The organism is Pseudomonas sp. TE3895 (assembly GCF_056278855.1).
On record NZ_JBWBQE010000001.1, the window covers coordinates 2,387,885 to 2,404,821 of the forward strand.

16 protein-coding genes and 2 pseudogenes are annotated in these 16,937 nt (G+C 58.7%); 7 read left to right on the forward strand and 11 right to left on the reverse strand.

What is annotated here, in order from left to right; all coding sequences use genetic code 11:
* Positions 1-155: 155 nt before the first annotated feature.
* Positions 156-1,400, reverse strand: a complete 1,245-nt coding sequence (locus ACZ889_RS10810; RefSeq protein WP_003254615.1) for a putative porin — start codon at positions 1,398-1,400, stop codon at positions 156-158.
* A 262-nt stretch (positions 1,401-1,662) separates the two neighbouring features.
* Here ACZ889_RS10810 and ACZ889_RS10815 point away from each other — a divergent pair, with 262 nt between their 5' ends.
* Positions 1,663-2,790: a GNAT family N-acetyltransferase gene (locus ACZ889_RS10815; RefSeq protein WP_014859466.1), complete on the forward strand. Its 1,128-nt coding sequence runs from the start codon at positions 1,663-1,665 to the stop codon at positions 2,788-2,790.
* A gap of 105 nt (positions 2,791-2,895) precedes the next feature.
* On the opposite strand, the pseudogene ACZ889_RS10820 reads toward ACZ889_RS10815, so the two are convergent.
* The 4 genes and pseudogenes from ACZ889_RS10820 to ACZ889_RS10835 all read right to left on the reverse strand — a co-directional run bounded on the left by ACZ889_RS10820 (position 2,896) and on the right by ACZ889_RS10835 (position 7,092).
* Positions 2,896-4,729: pseudogene (locus ACZ889_RS10820) on the reverse strand (ABC transporter ATP-binding protein).
* A gap of 62 nt (positions 4,730-4,791) precedes the next feature.
* Positions 4,792-5,349 carry a peptidylprolyl isomerase gene (locus ACZ889_RS10825; protein ID WP_047604243.1) on the reverse strand — a complete coding sequence of 186 codons (558 nt, stop codon included), beginning with the start codon at positions 5,347-5,349 and terminating at the stop codon, positions 4,792-4,794.
* Positions 5,343-6,155 (reverse strand): alpha/beta fold hydrolase, encoded by an 813-nt coding sequence (locus tag ACZ889_RS10830; RefSeq protein WP_047604241.1) that lies wholly within the window; start codon positions 6,153-6,155, stop codon positions 5,343-5,345. Before ACZ889_RS10830 ends, ACZ889_RS10825 begins: the two co-directional genes overlap by 7 nt.
* Before the next feature lie 13 nt (positions 6,156-6,168).
* Entirely contained in the window at positions 6,169-7,092 is a 924-nt protein-coding gene (locus tag ACZ889_RS10835) for a LysR family transcriptional regulator (RefSeq protein ID WP_003254610.1), read from the reverse strand.
* Positions 7,093-7,140: 48 nt separating this feature from the next.
* On the opposite strand from ACZ889_RS10835, the gene ACZ889_RS10840 reads away from it, so the two are divergent.
* The 3 genes from ACZ889_RS10840 (at position 7,141) to ACZ889_RS10850 (ending at position 9,306) form a co-directional block, all read left to right on the forward strand.
* A complete protein-coding gene (locus ACZ889_RS10840; RefSeq protein WP_012051530.1) occupies positions 7,141-7,455 on the forward strand; it encodes a hypothetical protein in 315 nt (104 codons plus the stop codon).
* A 109-nt stretch (positions 7,456-7,564) separates the two neighbouring features.
* Positions 7,565-8,164, forward strand: coding sequence for an FMN-dependent NADH-azoreductase (locus ACZ889_RS10845; protein WP_003254608.1), 600 nt, complete (start codon positions 7,565-7,567; stop codon positions 8,162-8,164).
* A 266-nt stretch (positions 8,165-8,430) separates the two neighbouring features.
* Positions 8,431-9,306 carry a carboxylate/amino acid/amine transporter gene (locus ACZ889_RS10850; RefSeq protein WP_047604239.1) on the forward strand — a complete coding sequence of 292 codons (876 nt, stop codon included), beginning with the start codon at positions 8,431-8,433 and terminating at the stop codon, positions 9,304-9,306.
* A 41-nt stretch (positions 9,307-9,347) separates the two neighbouring features.
* Here the strand turns inward: ACZ889_RS10850 and ACZ889_RS10855 are convergent.
* The 4 genes and pseudogenes from ACZ889_RS10855 to ACZ889_RS10870 all read right to left on the reverse strand — a co-directional run.
* Positions 9,348-9,548 (reverse strand): annotated as a pseudogene (locus ACZ889_RS10855) (mechanosensitive ion channel family protein); the annotation flags it as partial.
* Between the two features lie 83 nt (positions 9,549-9,631).
* On the reverse strand, positions 9,632-10,957 hold the full coding sequence (locus ACZ889_RS10860; protein WP_223817404.1) for an ATP-binding cassette domain-containing protein: 1,326 nt from the start codon (positions 10,955-10,957) through the stop codon (positions 9,632-9,634).
* Positions 10,958-10,959: 2 nt separating this feature from the next.
* The gene (locus tag ACZ889_RS10865) at positions 10,960-11,676 is read right to left on the reverse strand and encodes a DUF6875 domain-containing protein (protein WP_180688670.1); all 717 of its coding nucleotides are present in this window, start codon (positions 11,674-11,676) and stop codon (positions 10,960-10,962) included.
* A gap of 123 nt (positions 11,677-11,799) precedes the next feature.
* Positions 11,800-11,985, reverse strand: coding sequence for a hypothetical protein (locus ACZ889_RS10870; protein ID WP_139139796.1), 186 nt, complete (start codon positions 11,983-11,985; stop codon positions 11,800-11,802).
* A gap of 572 nt (positions 11,986-12,557) precedes the next feature.
* Between ACZ889_RS10870 and ACZ889_RS10875 the strand changes: the two genes are divergently transcribed.
* Positions 12,558-12,764, forward strand: a complete 207-nt coding sequence (locus ACZ889_RS10875) for a hypothetical protein (RefSeq protein ID WP_476257375.1) — start codon at positions 12,558-12,560, stop codon at positions 12,762-12,764.
* 117 nt (positions 12,765-12,881) lie between these two features.
* On the opposite strand, the gene ACZ889_RS10880 is transcribed toward ACZ889_RS10875, so the two are convergent.
* Entirely contained in the window at positions 12,882-14,183 is a 1,302-nt protein-coding gene (locus tag ACZ889_RS10880) for a mechanosensitive ion channel family protein (protein ID WP_144000364.1), read from the reverse strand.
* Between the two features lie 103 nt (positions 14,184-14,286).
* On the opposite strand from ACZ889_RS10880, the gene ACZ889_RS10885 reads away from it, so the two are divergent.
* Positions 14,287-15,648 carry a DEAD/DEAH box helicase gene (locus ACZ889_RS10885; RefSeq protein ID WP_012051553.1) on the forward strand — a complete coding sequence of 454 codons (1,362 nt, stop codon included), beginning with the start codon at positions 14,287-14,289 and terminating at the stop codon, positions 15,646-15,648.
* A 71-nt stretch (positions 15,649-15,719) separates the two neighbouring features.
* Here ACZ889_RS10885 and ACZ889_RS10890 read toward each other — a convergent pair whose 3' ends face one another.
* Positions 15,720-15,992 (reverse strand): hypothetical protein, encoded by a 273-nt coding sequence (locus ACZ889_RS10890; protein WP_003254599.1) that lies wholly within the window; start codon positions 15,990-15,992, stop codon positions 15,720-15,722.
* Between the two features lie 447 nt (positions 15,993-16,439).
* On the opposite strand from ACZ889_RS10890, the gene ACZ889_RS10895 reads away from it, so the two are divergent.
* A complete protein-coding gene (locus tag ACZ889_RS10895) occupies positions 16,440-16,928 on the forward strand; it encodes an Hcp family type VI secretion system effector (RefSeq protein ID WP_047604233.1) in 489 nt (162 codons plus the stop codon).
* The last annotated feature ends 9 nt before the right edge of the window (positions 16,929-16,937 follow it).

Consider the following 16,937-nt stretch of genomic DNA (forward strand, 5'->3'; position numbering starts at 1 on the left):
CACAGGTACAGCACAGTTCTCAAGGTCTGTGGTGATTCTGTGGGAGCGGGCAAGCCCGCGAAGGGGCCGGCGCATTTCACACAGGCAAAAAGAAGCGGGAAACGCCGGATGGGGTCGGCGTTTCCCGCTTCAAGTGAAGCAGAGCAGGGTGTTGCTTAGAACTTGGCTTCCAGGTCTACCTGCAGGGTGTCGACGTCAGCATTGCTGTTCGGCAGCTGCGACAGGTCGGTCTTGGCCATCAGGTAGGCAGCACCCAGGGAGAAGTTCTTGTCGATTTCGTAACCGACCTTGAACTTATGACCGCGCGAACCGGTGTAGCCGTTGCCGAAGTCCGAATCGGTGAACAGGCTGACTACCGCGTTACGCTGCACATCGCGGTAGTTGTAGTCCAGGCTCCAGGCACCCATTTTGGTTTTCAGGCCAGCCAGCCAGGCCTGATCTTCGCCGTCGGTGCTGTCGGTGTTCTTCACGTACTGGCCATAGGCCGACAACGGAATGGCCAAGCCAGTGAAGTCGATCTGGCCAAAGCCTTCCACCAGATTGAACTCGTTGGTGGTGTTGCCGAACGACTGCAGGATGGCGGCTTCCTTGTCGTTGTCGTAACCATAGATGCTGGCACCCACGGTGAGCTTGAGCACGTCGGCCGGCGCGAACTTGGCGCCCAACTGGCCGTGGTAGACCTGCGCATCGTGCTTGTACTGGACGCCGTCACCATCGACGTTGTCCTTCAAGGTGTACTGACCGGCGCTGGCAAACACTTCGGCCCCGCCCAGGTCAGCCTTGTAAGTGGCCGCCACACCTTCCGGGTTGATGTCGCTATCCCAGATGATGTCGCCCATGCTCACCCAAGGCTGTTGCATCTTGCCGCCAATCAGGTGCAGGTTAGGGACTGCAGTCGGGTGCCAGTCGAGGTAGGCCAGGTCGACCCACAGCGACTTCTTGTCGAAGTAGTTGTCGAAGCTCTGGTTGGTCGAACGTCGGTCAGCGCTGCTGCCAGTGGCGATACGAACCCCAGCGTCAACCTGCGGGTTGATCTCGCTGTAGAAGCCGACACGGGCACGTACTCGCTGGCGGTCCTGGTTGCCGCTGCTGCTGTTCGGATCGTCGACGTTGACGTCTTCGTAACGCAGGCGCACGTCACCCTTGATCTGGGTCTTGGCGGCCCATGCCACTTTTTGTTCAAAGGAGCTCATACGTTCGGACTGAGCTTTCTGGTCGGCCTTTTCCTTGGTTTCTTTTGCCAGGTCGCCCTGCAGTTCGTTGTACTGCGCCTGGTTGATCGAGCCATTGGCGCGGAGCATTTCGAGCAGCTTGGCGTCGACAGCAGCACTGGCCGGGGCACTCAGGGCCAGCATCATGCCGGTGAGGCTTACTCCGGTAAGTGTGGAAACAAGACGCATAAGGTTCTCCCTACTGAAAAAAATGGGGGAGGCTCAAGCGCCTGCCCCTGCGTTGGCATGTCTTCGGAAAGGGCCTGAATAGACAGGTTCTAGGGTTCCGGAAAACAGGCGCAAGTATTGCGGGGGCCAATGACAGATTAATGTCTGATTAGTGGCACTGTTGTTAAGTAATTGAGTATTAAAGGACCCACCCGGCGTTCGTCATTTGAGCGACGGGCCTTCCTTGGGGATACTGACGGTCTTCAGACAGCGAGCCAAAAACGTGACCAGCCTGTACAGCCTTGCCCACCTGCGTGATCTGCCGACGGCCACCTGGGATGCCCTTGTGCCAGCCGGCCAACCCTTCCTGCGCCATGCTTTTCTCAGTGCAATGGAGGACAGCGGCAGCGTGGCGCGCAACACTGGCTGGGCCGCCGAGCACCTGGTGCTGGAGCGAGGCGGGCAGGTGCGGGCGCTGTTGCCCGCGTACCGCAAATGGCACTCGTTTGGCGAGTATGTGTTCGATCATGGTTGGGCCGATGCGTGTGAGCGGGCCGGTATCGCCTACTACCCAAAACTGCTTGGCGCTGTGCCGTTCAGTCCGGTCAGCGGCCCACGGCTGCTGGCGGCCGATCCGGCTGACGGCTTGTTGATGCTGCAGGCCCTGCCGGAGTATCTGGGCAAGGGTGGGCTGTCCGGAGCGCACATCAACTTCACCGACCCGGCGCTGGACGCGCAGTTGGCGGGCCTGCCTGGGTGGATGGAACGCCTGGGTTGCCAGTTTCACTGGCAAAACCGGGGGTATCGCGACTTCCAGGACTTTCTCGACAGCCTCAGCTCGCGCAAGCGCAAGCAGATGCGCAAGGAGCGCGAGCAGGTGGCGGGGCAGGGTATCGACTTCCGCTGGTACCGCGGTGATGAACTGGACGAGGCACAGTGGGATTTCGTCTTTCTGTGCTATGCCAACACCTATGCGGTGCGCCGTCGTGCCCCCTACCTGACGCGCGAATTTTTCAGTCTGCTGGCCGAGCGGATGCCCGAGGCGGTGCGCGTGGTGATGGCCCGCCAGGGTGGGCGTGATGTGGCCATGGCCTTGAGCCTGGTGGGCGGCGACAGCCTGTTTGGCCGCTACTGGGGCTGCCTGGATGAGTTCGACCGGCTGCATTTCGAGACGTGTTTCTACCAGGGCATGGACTTTGCCATTGCCGAGGGTTACCAGCGTTTCGATGCCGGGGCACAGGGCGAGCACAAATTGATACGCGGGTTCGAGCCGGTGTTGACGCGGTCGTGGCATTACCTGCTGCACCCGGGGTTGCGGCGGGCGGTGGAGGATTTTCTGCTGCAGGAACGGGAAGGGGTCAAGGGGTATGCCGAGGAGGCGCGTGGGATGTTGCCCTACCGCCGGGACTGAGAGATCTGTGTTGCCTGTGCCGGCCTTTTCGCGGGTAAACCCGCTCCTACAACGATAGCGAACCTGTGTAGGAGCGGGTTTACCCGCGAAAAGGCCGCACAGGTGTCAATCGACCCCGACAAAACCTCCGGTCTGGTGGTGCCACAACCGGGCATACAGCCCTTGCTGCTCCAGCAACTCACTGTGGCTGCCACTCTCCACAATTCGCCCCTTGTCCAGCACCACCAGCCGGTCCATACGGGCAATGGTGGAAAGCCGGTGGGCAATGGCGATTACCGTCTTGCCCTGCATCAGCGTCTCCAGGCTTTCCTGGATCGCCGCTTCCACTTCCGAATCCAGCGCCGAGGTGGCCTCGTCCATGATCAGGATCGGCGCGTTCTTCAGCAGCACCCGTGCAATGGCGATACGCTGGCGCTGGCCACCCGACAGCTTGACCCCGCGTTCGCCCACATGGGCATCGAAACCGGTGCGGCCCTGGGCATCCGAAAGCTGTGGGATGAACTCGTCAGCCCGCGCGCGGCGCACAGCTTCGTGCAGTTCTGCATCGCTGGCACCGGGGCGGCCGTACAGCAGGTTTTCGCGGATCGAGCGGTGCAGCAGCGAGGTATCCTGGGTGATCATGCCGATCTGTGCACGCAGGCTGGCCTGGCTCACCTTGGCAATGTCCTGGCCGTCGATGAGGATGCGCCCACCCTGTACGTCGTACAGGCGCAACAGCAGGTTGACCAGGGTCGACTTGCCTGCCCCGGACGGGCCAATCAAACCGATTTTCTCGCCCGGGCGGATGTCCAGGTTGAGCCCTTCTATGACATTGGTGGCCTTGCCGTAATGGAAGTCGACGTCATCGAAACGCACCGCGCCGCGGCTGACCTTCAGTGCCGGCGCATTGGGCAGGTCGGTGACGGTGACTGGCTGGGCGATGGTCTGCAGGCCGTCCTGCACCATGCCGATGTTCTCGAAAATGCCGTTGACCACCCACATGATCCAACCCGACATGTTGACGATGCGGATCACCAGGCCAGTGGCCAGGGCGATGGCACCCACGGTGATCAGCGATTGGCTCCACAGCCACAGGGCAAGGCCGGTGGTGGCGACCACCAGTAAGCCATTGAGGGTGGTGATGACCACGTCCATGCTGGTGATCACCCGGGAGGCCAGCTGGGTTTTCTCGGTCTGCTCGCGGATTGCCTCACGCGCATACTGCTGTTCGTAGTCGGTATGGGCAAACAGCTTCAGCGTTGCGATGTTGGTGTAGCCGTCGACGATACGCCCCATCAGCTTGGAGCGTGCGTCCGAAGACACCACCGAGCGCTCCTTGACCCGTGGCACGAAGTAGAACAGCGCGGCAATGTAGCTGACGATCCACGCCAGCAGCGGCAGCATCAGGCGCCAGTCGGCCTCGGCGAACAGCACCAGCGAGGTGATGGCGTAGATCAGCACATGCCATAGCGCGTCCACCGCCTGCACGGCGGAATCGCGCAGCGAGTTGCCGGTCTGCATGATGCGCTGGGCAATACGCCCGGCGAAGTCGCTCTGAAAGAAGTTCAGGCTCTGCTTGAGCACATAGGTATGGTTTTGCCAGCGGATCAGGCTGGTCATGCCGGGGTTGATGGTCTGGTGCACCAGCAGGTCGTGCAGGCCGAAGAACAATGGCCGCAGCAGCAGAATCACCACCAGCATCCAGATCAGCTCGCCGCTGTGCTGGCTGAAGAAGTTGGCATTGGGCGTACCCTGGGCCAGGTCGATGATGCGGCTGAGGTAGCTGAACATCGCCACCTCGATCAGCGAGGCGACCAGGCCGACCACCAGCAGGGCCACGAAGCTGGGCCACACCTGGCGCAGGGTAATACAGGTAGAACGGCCACACCGTGCTCGGGGGGGCTTCGCTCGGTGCCTCGCGGAAAATATCGATCAGTCTTTCGAAACGGCGGTACAGCATGGGCGACAACACTCCTGTTCGTCCGACCTTCAGGCGGTTTCACATCCTTGTGAAGCCTGCGGTCAGTCGATACGTTTGGCGGACTTGATATAGACCGGATCGGCCGGTACGTCGCGCATGCCTTTTTTGATCGTGGTCGGCGAGTTGACGATCTGGTCGACCACCTCCATGCCCTTGGTCACTTTGCCGAACACGGCATAACCGGCGTCGCGGCCCGGGTTGAGGAAGTCGTTGTCGGCGACGTTGATGAAGAACTGGCTGGTGGCCGAGTTCGGGTTGGACGTGCGCGCCATCGACAGGGTGCCGCGGGTGTTCTGCAGGCCGTTGCTGGCCTCGTTCTTGATCGGGTCGTTGGTGTTCTTCTGCACCATCTGGTCAGTGAAACCGCCGCCCTGGACCATGAAGCCCGGGATCACGCGGTGGAAGATGGTGTTGTTGTAGAAGCCGCTGTCCACGTACTCCAGGAAGTTCTTGGTACTGAGCGGCGCCTTCTCGGCGTTCAGTTCGATTTCGACCTGGCCGAAGCTGGTGTCCAGCAGGACGTGCGGGGTCTTGTCGGACGCCATGACACTGGTGGCAAAGGCGACCGAGCAGGCGGTGAGCAGGAGTTTTTTCAGCATGGGCTCAAAGATCCTTGAGAGGTGGAAGCGGCTGCGAGGAACTGCAGCAGGGTCTGGTTGAAGACCTCGGGTTGATCGAGGGGTGTAGCGTGCCGGGAATCGTCGACGACGACCAGCCTGGCGTTGGGTATGAGGGCGACGTAGCGCTGTTTCAGTTGTATCGGCGTGTAATCGTGGTCGGCGGCGATCACCAGGGTAGGACAGTGAATCTGCCCGATGCGTTCCTGCACGCCCCAGTCGACGATGGCGTCGAAGCTTTTCAGGTAGGCGCGTTTGTCATTGCGCGCCCAGCGCTGGGCCATCTTCTGCCGCAGGTCTGCTTGTTGTGGTTTGGGGAACAGCCGCTCGGCCAGCCCCTTGCCGACGGTTTCGACTCTGAGCACGCGCGCCAGGCTCCAGCGTTTGAACCACCATAGCCAGTCACTGCGGGTGCGACGCTTGACCTCGGGGGCGCTGTTGACGATGCACAGGCTGCGCAACCATTGAGGGTGGTCGACGGCAAACTGGAAGCCGACCATGCCGCCCATGGACAGGCCGACGAAGTGCACCGGGCCTGTGTGCAAGTGTTCGAGCAGGGCCAGCAGGTCGGCACTGAAGGTGGCGATCTGGTAACCGTCAGCGGGTTTGTCGGAGCGACCGTGGCCGCGGATGTCCATGAGTATCACCCGGTAGTGGCCGCTGAGCACCGGCACCTGCAACTCCCAGTCCTGGCAACTGGAGCCCAGGCCGTGCAGCAGCACCAAGGGTTCGCCCTGGCCATATTCCTCGTAATGCAGCGTGCATCCTTCGTGTTCGAAATAGGCCATGGGCGCGGTCCTCTCAGGCTTGTGGGGGGGCTGCGAAGGGCACGTCCAGTGGCGCGGTGTCGAAATTGCGCAACAGGTCGATGAGAATCTGCGTGGCCGGGCCCAGGGTCTTCTCTTTGCTCGAATAAAGGTAGAACAGTGGGTGGCGGCTGCCACCCTGATCCAGCGGCAATGGCTTGAGCACGCCTTCGCGCAGCTCGCGCTCGATCATGTGACGGGGCAGCCAGGCAAAACCCAGGCCGCTGCTGACGAAGGTGGCGGCGGTGCCCAGGCTGCCGACGGTCCAGCGCTGCTCGGCGCCCAGCCAGCCGACGTCGCGCGGTTGGGCGCGGCCGGAGTCGCGGATCACCACCTGCAGCTGGCTTTCCAGGTCCTGGAAGGTCAGTTCGCGTCCCAGGCGGTGCAGGCTGTGCTCGGGGTGGGCGACGGCGATGAACTCCACGGCGCTCAATTCGGCGCCCAGGTAGCCGCCGATGCTGTAGCTGCTGATGGCCAGGTCGGCGATGCCTTCGTGCATCACTTCCTCCACGCCAGACAGCACTTCTTCACGCAGGCGCACCCGGCAGCCGCGGCTTTGTGGCATGAACGCAGCCAGCGCGCGTACCAGGCGGGCGCTGGGGTAGGCGGCATCGACCACCAGGCGCACCTCGGCTTCCCAGCCCTGTTCCATGTGGTGGGCCAGGTCTTCGAGCTGGCTGGCCTGCTTGACCAGGTGGCGCGAGCGGCGCAGCAGCACATTGCCGGCCTCGGTCAGCACCGCCTTGCGGCCATCGATGCGCAACAGCGGGACGCCCAGCTGCTCCTGCATGCGGGCCACGGTGTAGCTGACCGATGACTGCGAGCGGTGCAAGGCCTCGGCGGCCTGGGCAAACCCGCCGTGATCGACCACTGCTTGCAGGGTTCGCCACTGGTCAAGGGTTACGCGCGGCGCTTTCATCTTTCGCTCCTGTTGTCCTAAGCTGCGCTCTTTCAAGGAGAGCGGCCCATGAAGAAATGTTGTGCGGCAATACTGATGTGCCTGCCCCTCGGGGCCATGGCTTATCCCATCGATGTGGAGAAGGAGCTGACCGGGGTCAAGCTCGACTACACCGCCTATGACACGGCCTATGACATTGGCGCCATCACCCTCAACAACTATGGGCAGGTCCCGGCGGCGTGCAAGGTGACCTTCCGCAATGGCCCGGAGGCACCGCGGGTGCGCCGTGTGAACGTACCGGCAGGTAAAAGCGTCGATGTCACTGCCAAATTCAATCGGCAAATCATCAAACTGCGGATCGCCTTGAACTGCAGTGCGGAATAAACTGATTAATCGATAGATTGGACCCACTTTTTACGCTTTTTTATCGATAGGTCAAGCCTTAATCTCACCTCCATCGAATCGCACCCTTTTTTGCCGATGGAGGCACCCCATGTCCCGCGTACTGATCATCGAAAGCAGCGCCCGCCAGCAGGATTCCGTTTCCCGTCAGCTGACCAAGGACTTCATCCAGCAATGGCAGGCTGCCCACCCGGCCGATCAGATCACTGTGCGCGACCTGGCAGTAAGCCCGGTACCCCACCTGGACGCGAACCTGCTGGGCGGCTGGATGAAACCCGAAGAACAGCGCAGCGCCGCCGAACTGGAGGCCCTGGCCCGTTCCAACGAACTGACGGATGAGTTGTTGGCTGCCGACGTGCTGGTGATGGCTGCGCCCATGTACAACTTCACCATCCCCAGCACCCTGAAAGCCTGGCTGGACCATGTGCTGCGTGCCGGCATCACCTTCAAATACACCCCGACCGGCCCGCAAGGCCTGCTGACCGGCAAGCGCGCCATCGTCCTGACTGCGCGCGGCGGCATCCATGCGGGTGCCAGCAGTGACCATCAGGAACCGTACCTGCGCCAGGTAATGGCTTTCATCGGCATCCACGATGTCGACTTCATCCATGCCGAAGGCCTGAACATGAGCGGCGAGTTCCACGAGAAGGGCGTCAACCAGGCCAAGGCCAAGTTGGCAGCGGTGGCCTGAGGCTTCACGAATTCCCAAACCTGACACCTGTTTTTGCTCCTTTGGGTGTACCTGCCCGGCTTGTATGGCCGGGCTTTTTTATGCCTGGGGTTTTTAGGTGGTCAGTGCCGGCCTCTTCGCGGGTAAACCCGCTCCTACAAAGGCCATTGCAGATAACTGCGCGCAGGCGAGCCGCGAAGAGGCCGGTACAGCCCCTACATTCCTCATGGTTGAACTCATTCGCTGCAACCCGCTAAGGTCGCGGCCTTGATTCAAGAGAGGCAACCATGGGCTACCTGATAATCGTCGCGCTGATCCAGGCGTTTTCCTTCAGCTTGATCGGCGAGTACCTGGCCGGGCACGTCGACAGCTATTTCGCAGTGCTCGCCAGGGTGCTGCTGGCCGGCCTGGTGTTCCTGCCGTTGACCCGCTGGCGTCACGTCGAGCCGCGCTTCATGCGCTGGATGCTGCTGATCGGCGCGTTGCAGTACGGCATCACCTACGTCTGCCTGTACCTGAGTTTCCGCGTGCTCACGGTGCCAGAAGTGCTGCTGTTCACCATCCTCACGCCGCTGCACGTGACGCTGATCGAAGACGCCCTGAACCGTCGCTTCAACCCGTGGGCGCTGCTGGCCGCGCTGGTTGCGGTAGCGGGCGCCGCCGTGATCCGCTTCGACAGCATCAGCGGCGAGTTCTTCATCGGCTTCCTGCTGCTGCAACTGGCCAACTTTACCTACGCCGCTGGCCAGGTGCTGTACCGTCACCTGGTCGCTCGCCATCCCAGCGACCTGCCACACTACGCGCGCTTTGGGTACTTTTACCTCGGCGCGTTGCTGGTGGTGCTTCCGGCCTTCCTGCTGTTCGGCAACACTCAGCACCTGCCGAGCACTGATGTGCAATGGCTGGTGCTGTTGTTCCTGGGGCTGTGTCCGACGGCGCTGGGGCTGTACTGGTGGAACAAAGGTGCATGCCTGGTTTCTGGCGGTACGCTGGCGGTGATGAACAACCTGCATGTGCCGGTAGGGCTGCTGCTGAACCTGCTGATCTGGAACCAGCACGAGCCGCTAGGGCGGCTGTTCATCGGCGGGGGGATCATCCTGGCGTCGGTGTGGCTGAGCCGCCTGGGTGGTCGCGCGCAAGCACCGCTGGCCGGCAAGGCCTGACGCGCCCGTTGATCCGGGGCTGCAGGGCAGCCCCGGCAATCTCAAGCCTCGCTCATATCTTCAATGCGACGCGGCATCGGCTCTGCCGCCGTACGCCCGGCCAACCCCACGCGCATGTCATTGCCACTCGGCTGCTGATACAGGCTCAAGCCGAACTCCGGCAACACCGCCAGCAGGTAGTCGAAGATATCCCCCTGGATCCGTTCGTAATCCGCCCACACCGTGGTGGTGGTGAAGCAGTAGAAACATCGCTGTGAACACGCTGAAAAAAGGGTGCTGGCTTTACACATTTGTTTTTGGATGCAATCTCCATGGGAGCTGAAGTTTAGCGTCTATGCCTGGCCTCAATAACCACAATATTCTTTGCCGCCGAATCCAGAATAGCATTGAAGCGGCTAATGTTATCTAAATCTAAGTTGGCATCCCATTCGTCTAGCATTACGATTGGCGGTGGTGCGGACAAAACTTTCTCAATTTGTAATAGCCTTCGCTCACCCGTGGAAAGATTGTTTTCCAGCTTAACAAATTGCGCCTCGGGCGTCATCAGGAGAGCGTCATGTACAGCAGCTTTAATTCGTTTAAGGTAGGAGGATTTTCCTGATCCGTTATTTCCGCTAAGTAGATAGCGACCCACTGTTGTTGAACCGTTTTTTAGTTGGTCTAACAGTTCGGAAGGCGTAATGCTCTGAGAGGAGTTGCATTCTTCAATCTTGATGTTGCTCAAGTTCATGGAAGAAAGGTTTTCATGCTTTTCAAGTTCGGAAGCGAAACGGTAAAGATTTCTCATTTTAGTACGAACCAAGAGGAGTTGACTAAAATAAATGCTCAAGGAGTGAATGTTCCCGAATACCTGCAAGCTTCTTGGTAGCATTGCCACCAAAGCGCCTATGTTTGCGGCAGTGATGATGTTTGGAGTCTGAATGGTCGCGGCTACAATAATGGTTGCAAGAGCAATAGGCAAACATGCAATGAACTGTTCTAGTAAAACGTATCTATTTACTTCGCCAAAATACGAACGCGCTTTTTTTTCTAAAGACTCAAAGCTATCTGCTTTCATTTTTCGGCTGCCTAAGGTCGCTGAGTCCCAAGTGAGTTCAATGGACAATAGCGCATCAAGTCGCTTTCGCTGCATGTTTCCGGCAGTATGCTTGATTCTGTTTTTTAAGATGCTCACTAATGCGGCAGATATTAAAAGTGAGATCGAAATGGCTATCGTAATCTCTAGACCGGTCGTGAAATAAAACACAGCTAGCGTCATGATCACATTCAGGCATGTCGATATTAACCCAACGTAAAAACCACAAGCATGTGTAATAGTAGAAGACGCCTCCCCGCTGATCCACTGCGCTAGACTTTTTTTGTTTTTATCTGATGCGTATCGCATGTCACTAGAGGCTTCACGTAGCACAGACTTCGTGTATTTGAGCCATATGGCGTTTGCCGCTTTAGTAACATATATTGAAGATATGGAGCTCACAATATACGCAGCAAGCGCAAATCCAAAAAAAAGAGAAATGTAGCGTAAAATCAGCGTTAAATTACCATCGGCTAGCGTAGCTCCGGCCTTGGCAATGAAGTACGTGGAAAACGCAAGTAAGGTTTGCTGTGCAACAGCAAAAAAAATAGCAAGAACAAAGCTTCTATCTTTCATGCTCAATTAATTCCTAATGCGAGCAAGGCACATAAAGCAACCGAGGCGCTCAACATGACTAAGGCTACAGTATTTTTCATTCTGGTTTTTGCGTAAGCGTTCCTCAAAGCTTTTGCTTGAGCGAGCTGCTTGCCTGTGAAGCCCTTGCCATCATGGGGGCTGAATTTATTTATGAACGAGTCCAAAAACCCTATCTTTTGTTTGATGTTATAGTGATCAGGATTGAGAAATAATAAATCCTGGGACGTGAGATCTCTAAGCACCAACGTGGGGGTGGTAGTTCTAAGGGGGAAATAGCTATTGGAATGCAAGCTTGGAGCTGGGCTGTCTTTGTATAGTGCGCCTATCATCAACTCGCTTTTTATACAAATCGGCTTCGCCTCGATGTGTATGCGAAGAAGGCGGCTAATATCTAGATCTGGCTCAAAGAGAATTATAATGGCGCCCGGGGTTTTTCTTGCTCGCGCCTTATAGAATGTGATGCAGTTCTCAATCAGTGAGATAATTTCTTGATCTGATCGGCGCTTTTCAATGCAAGAAAAATAAATCTCATTTGACAATAAAGCCTTTGGCATGAACGGGCACATTACCCCATTTCTATAAGGATGGGGCCCAGTTAGAAAGGTTTCTAAATAAGGCTTGATATTGTTATAGGCTTCAATTACGAATTCGGGTGCCTCAGCGGGAGGTGGCTGCTGGATCGTCCATAAAAATGTCATATCTTCTTCCTTGAAGCAATGAAACCCCTTTCAACTTGGAAAGGGGTCTACTGTAGCCGATCAGTATCCTGACTCAAATTCAGTGAATTTGAGTTACAGGTAATCTAACTGCTTAGAGCTTGTTTACCAATTCCAGCCACCACTACCGCAGATATGAGCCCAACCTGGGGAGCATGGCGGATTAGCAAGGTTAAAAAGAGCAGATTTGAGTTTCTTGAGTAGGGTCTTTGGGCTTGCGTCGGCAAGCGTCATCCCCTTGTGCTCCGTTGTAAAAGCTTTAGACAAGGGATTTGAATAGTCGATTTTCATAAACACTCCATGTGAATGATAACTGAGTGCATCACGTAATGATGCGCATTCAGTATATAGGTGTTCAATCTGGTTTTTGGATCTTAAATTTCGATATATTTTTGATATTAAACATTTAAAGCATCAGAAAAATCGATATATAGTGGGGTGAGAGGTATTTTCTTGAAGCAAGCACGTTAGGAATAGTTGTAAGAATGCAGATGGATGAGCATCAACATGGGTTGCAATCAAGACGAATACGCCAATGACGTCACGTTCGATTCACGGCACTCAATTTCGGGGCAAGCGCTTGCTGAGAATGGCTGCGCGGGAGGAACTTTTTTATTCCTGGATTTTGTGGGAGCAGCCGAGCCCGCGAACACACCGGCCCAGCCCTGACATTCCTCATGAACCCGCTGGCCATTTCGGTGCTGGCGGGGGCTGGCTGAGCTGTGAGCGGGCTGGGGCTGGCCGAGCCGGTGCTGCATTTTCTTGACATGCTGGTGCTTGCCACCACGCCGTGCGGCCTTGGTATTGCAGGGTGCATTCCTGGCAGAAAGCGTGCGGGTGCGCAAGCCAGCTCGTGACCACTGGTGGGCTTGAAGCTGGTGGGGCAGCCGGCGCTGACCTGGGTGCTGGCATACAAGGTATTCAGCCTGCCGACCGGCACCGGGCCGTTCATGCTGGCGGAGAATTCCAACCTTGAGGCGGAGTTGATTTCGCGGATGATTCTGTTGTCCCCCATGGCCTCGCTGGTGACCTTGACGGGGTTGTTGTACCTGCTGGGTTATGCGGAGTAGCTGCCGGCCCATTCGCGGGTCAACCCGCTCCCACAGGATGGCAGCACGGCTGGTGCTGTGAAGTCCCTGTAGGAGCGGGTTGACCCGCGAATGGGCTGCAGGGCAGCCCCGGCAATCTCAAGCCTCGCTCATTTCTTCCAGGCGACGAGGCAATGGCTCTTGGGCTGAACGCCCCGCCAAACCCACGCGCATATCATTGCCACTCGGCTGCTGATACAGGCTCAAGCCGAACTCCGGCAACACCGCCAGCAGGTAGTCGAAGATATCCCCCTGGATGCGCTCGTAATCCGCCCACACCGTGGTGGTGGTGAAGCAGTAGATCTCCAGCGGCACGCCTTCGGCGGTGGCCTGCATCTGCCGCACCATGCAGGTCATGTTCGGGTGCACGTTGGGGTGGTTCTTCAGATAGGCCAGGGCAAACGCGCGGAAGGTGCCGATGTTGGTCAGCTTGCGGCGGTTGGCCGACAGGTCCGCCACCGGCCCCAGCGCCTCGTTCCAGTTTTGCAGTTCCTGGCGCTTGCCCGCCAGGTAGTCACTCAGTAGCTGCACCTGGCTCAGGCGCTGTTCTTCTTCGCGGGTGAGGAAGCGCACGCCGGCGGCGTCGATGAACAGGCTGCGCTTGATGCGCCGGCCACCGGACTGCTGCATGCCGCGGTAATTGCGGAATGACTCGCTCATCAGGCGCCAGGTGGGGATGGAAACGAGGGTCTTGTCGAAGTTCTGCACTTTCACCGTGTGCAAGGTGATGTCCACCACGTCGCCATCGGCGCCTACCTGCGGCATTTCGATCCAGTCCCCAACATGCAGCATGTCGTTGCTGGTCAGTTGCACGCTGGCGACGAATGACAGCAGGGTGTCCTTGTACACCAACAGCAATACCGCCGACATCGCACCCAGGCCGGACAGCAGCAACAGCGGCGAGCGGTCGATCAGGGTGGCGACGATGATGATCGAGGCGAAGATCCACAACATCATCTTGGCCAGTTGCACGTAGCCCTTGATCGAGCGGGTGCGGGCGTGTTCGGTGCGGGCATAGATGTCGAGCAGGGCATCCAGCAGGCATGACAGCGCCATGGTCATGAACAACAGGGTAAAGGCCAGGGCGACATTGCCGAGGAAGTGCTGAGCGGTGTCGGACAGCTCAGGCACCAGCTTCAGGCCGAACTGCAGCACCAGGGACGGGGTCGTTTGCGCCAGGCGGTGGAACACCTTGTTGTGGCGCAGGTCGTCCAGCCACTTCAGTGCAGGCTGGCGGGCCAGCAGGCGCGCGCCGTGCAGTATCAGGAAGCGCGCCAGGCGGCCGACTGCCAGGGAGATGAGCAGCAGTACTGCCAGACCGATGGCAGCGTGCAGCATGGGATGTTGGTCGAGGGTGCCCCACAGGTCGAGGGAGTCACGCCAGATTCGTTGGATATCCATGGGCTTGCATACAGTCTTGTTGCGAAACGAAGCCGTATTAGAGCGCGGATAGCGACAAAGTTGCCAAAAGAAATTCGGCTAAGGCTGCAGAAAACGTTACCCTATGCAACTGAATTTCCCGCACTTGTCTGAGGTTACCTCCGTGTTCTCCCAATTCGCCCTGCATGAACGCCTGCTTAAAGCCGTGGCCGAGCTTAAATTTGTCGAGCCAACCCCGGTGCAGGCCGCGGCCATCCCCCTGGCCCTGCAAGGGCGGGATCTGCGTGTGACTGCGCAGACCGGCAGCGGCAAGACGGCGGCCTTCGTACTGCCACTGCTCAACCGTCTGGTCGACCTCAGCGGTCCGCGTGTCGAGATTCGCGCGTTGATCCTGCTGCCGACCCGTGAACTGGCCCAGCAAACCCTCAAGCAGGTGCAGCTGTTCTCGCAGTTCACCTACATCAAGTCGGGCCTGGTGACTGGCGGCGAAGACTTCAAGGAACAGGCCGCCATGCTGCGCAAGGTGCCCGACGTGCTGATCGGCACCCCGGGTCGCCTGCTCGAGCAGCTCAATGCCGGCAACCTCGACCTGTCCCACGTGCAGGTCCTGATCCTGGACGAAGCCGACCGCATGCTCGACATGGGCTTTGCCGAAGACATGGAGCGCCTGTGCAAAGAGTGCGAGAACCGCGAGCAGACCTTGCTGTTCTCGGCTACCACCGGTGGCGCGGCCCTGCGCGACATCATCGGCAAGGTGCTGAAAGACCCTGAGCACCTGATGCTCAACAGTGTCTCGCAACTGGCTGAAGGCACCCGCCAGCAGATCATCACCGCCGACCACGACCAGCATAAAGAGCAGATCGCGCAGTGGTTGCTGGCCAACGAAACCTTCGACAAGGCGATCATCTTCACCAACACCCGCGCCATGGCCGACCGCATCTACGGTCACCTGGTGGCCAAGGACGTGAAGGCTTTCGTGCTGCATGGCGAAAAGGACCAGAAGGACCGCAAGCTGGCCATCGAGCGCTTCAAGCAGGGCAGCTCCAAAGTGCTGGTAGCGACCGACGTGGCAGCCCGTGGCCTGGATATCGACGGCCTGGACCTGGTGATCAACTTCGACATGCCACGCAGCGGTGACGAGTACGTCCACCGTGTGGGCCGTACCGGCCGTGCCGGTGGCGAAGGCCTGGCGATCTCGCTGATCACCCACAACGACTGGAACCTGATGTCGAGCATCGAGCGCTACCTCAAGCAGCAGTTCGAGCGCCGGGTCATCAAGGAAGTGAAGGGCACCTACAACGGGCCGAAGAAGGTCAAGGCCTCGGGCAAGGCGGCCGGCAGCAAGAAGAAAAAGGTCGAGAAGAAGACCGGCGACAAGAAAGCTGCCGCCAAGCGCAAGCCTACTGCCAAGCCGAAGGCCAACGCGCCTCTGGCCAGTGCAGATGGCCTGGCGCCACTGAAGAAGCGCAAGCCTGCTGCTGAATAAGACTCACGCAGGCCCTTTGCAGAAGCGACGCAAGTTCGCATCTGCGAAGGGCGTGCGCAGGCGACGAACGATCACTCCGCTTTTTTCTCTGCCTGTTTCAACTCCTTGATCCGCTGGTCGATCAGCTGACACTTGTCGGGCAAGTCCTTGCTCGCCGTCCCCAGATCCATCCCCTGAAGCTCATCATTGATCTCCTTGGCCTTTTGCGGGTTCTGCTCAGTCAACTGAGTGACCAGCCCCGCCAGCTCCTCACGTTTTTGCGTTGCTTCTTCAGGTGTGCAGGCCCAAGCGGGCAGGGCGCAAAGCAGGGCAGCGGCACAGGCTATGGGCAGTAGCGGTTTCATCCTTCCAACCTCCGGCGGTGGTGATGCCCGGTGGAGGGCTGTGGGGGCAGGGAAGTTCAGGGCTTGCGACCGATGGAAGATTTCTTTGGTGGTGGTCCTTGGGAGACCGAGCGCCGCGCGGGCGGCGCTCGATTTGCGCAATCTCCCCACACACAATCCGCAGCCCTTCTTCCCCAGTATCGCGTGCAGAGATTTCTTGTCGTCACAACGGTCTTGGTCGAGATCTAAAAATTTGCTCGAACACTTTGAGAGCGGGCTGACTTCATCGGCAAATCTGTAAGCAATTTCCCAAAGTAGCCTTGTTTGCTCGCGTTCTATTGCCCCGCCGGGTGTGGGGAGCTAGGGTCAATCGCACCTGAGGGCACGCAGCGCAATCCGCCCTTCGCCTTCGGGGCGATCTCGAAATGCCGTCGTTATCAGCCCAATCCTTACCAAGGAGAGGTGAGCATGGCCTTCGATGCTTATATTCAAATCGCAGAGATCACTGGCGAAGCACTGGACGAGCAGTACGCCAACTGGATCGAGATCATCGGCTACAAGTTCGGCGCCAACCAGAGCACCTCTGCCACCGCAAGCTCCGCGGGCGGCGCATCTTCCGGGCGGGCCACGCTCACCAACTTCACCTTTACCAAGTATCTGGACAGCGCCAGCTGCAAGCTGCTTGAGGCCAGCTGTGCCGGCCAGCACCTGAAGGAAGTGAAGCTGGTGGTGTGCCGGGCCGGTACCGAAAAGCTCAAGTACTACGAAGTCATTCTCGAAGAAGTGATCATCGCCGATTACGCCCAGAGCGCCAGCGCCGGAGTGCCGATAGAAGTGATTCAATTGAACTACGGCCGCATCAAGACCACCTATACGCGGCAGAAGCGCCGCGACGGCAGCGCGGGCGGCAACGTGACCGGCGGCTGGGACCGCATCGCCAACAAGAAGTATGCGTGAGGTGCGACC

Coding starts and splice junctions, on each gene's coding strand:
- ACZ889_RS10840 (WP_012051530.1), top strand. CDS start 7,141: ATGAAGAAATGTTGTGCGGCAATACTGATGTGCCTGCCCCTCGGGGCC.
- ACZ889_RS10835 (WP_003254610.1), bottom strand. CDS start 7,092: ATGAAAGCGCCGCGCGTAACCCTTGACCAGTGGCGAACCCTGCAAGCA.
- ACZ889_RS10825 (WP_047604243.1), bottom strand. CDS start 5,349: ATGCTGAAAAAACTCCTGCTCACCGCCTGCTCGGTCGCCTTTGCCACC.
- ACZ889_RS10890 (WP_003254599.1), bottom strand. CDS start 15,992: ATGAAACCGCTACTGCCCATAGCCTGTGCCGCTGCCCTGCTTTGCGCC.
- ACZ889_RS10880 (WP_144000364.1), bottom strand. CDS start 14,183: ATGGATATCCAACGAATCTGGCGTGACTCCCTCGACCTGTGGGGCACC.
- ACZ889_RS10845 (WP_003254608.1), top strand. CDS start 7,565: ATGTCCCGCGTACTGATCATCGAAAGCAGCGCCCGCCAGCAGGATTCC.
- ACZ889_RS10850 (WP_047604239.1), top strand. CDS start 8,431: ATGGGCTACCTGATAATCGTCGCGCTGATCCAGGCGTTTTCCTTCAGC.
- ACZ889_RS10810 (WP_003254615.1), bottom strand. CDS start 1,400: ATGCGTCTTGTTTCCACACTTACCGGAGTAAGCCTCACCGGCATGATG.
- ACZ889_RS10870 (WP_139139796.1), bottom strand. CDS start 11,985: ATGAAAATCGACTATTCAAATCCCTTGTCTAAAGCTTTTACAACGGAG.
- ACZ889_RS10860 (WP_223817404.1), bottom strand. CDS start 10,957: ATGAAAGATAGAAGCTTTGTTCTTGCTATTTTTTTTGCTGTTGCACAG.
- ACZ889_RS10865 (WP_180688670.1), bottom strand. CDS start 11,676: ATGACATTTTTATGGACGATCCAGCAGCCACCTCCCGCTGAGGCACCC.
- ACZ889_RS10895 (WP_047604233.1), top strand. CDS start 16,440: ATGGCCTTCGATGCTTATATTCAAATCGCAGAGATCACTGGCGAAGCA.
- ACZ889_RS10830 (WP_047604241.1), bottom strand. CDS start 6,155: ATGGCCTATTTCGAACACGAAGGATGCACGCTGCATTACGAGGAATAT.
- ACZ889_RS10885 (WP_012051553.1), top strand. CDS start 14,287: ATGCAACTGAATTTCCCGCACTTGTCTGAGGTTACCTCCGTGTTCTCC.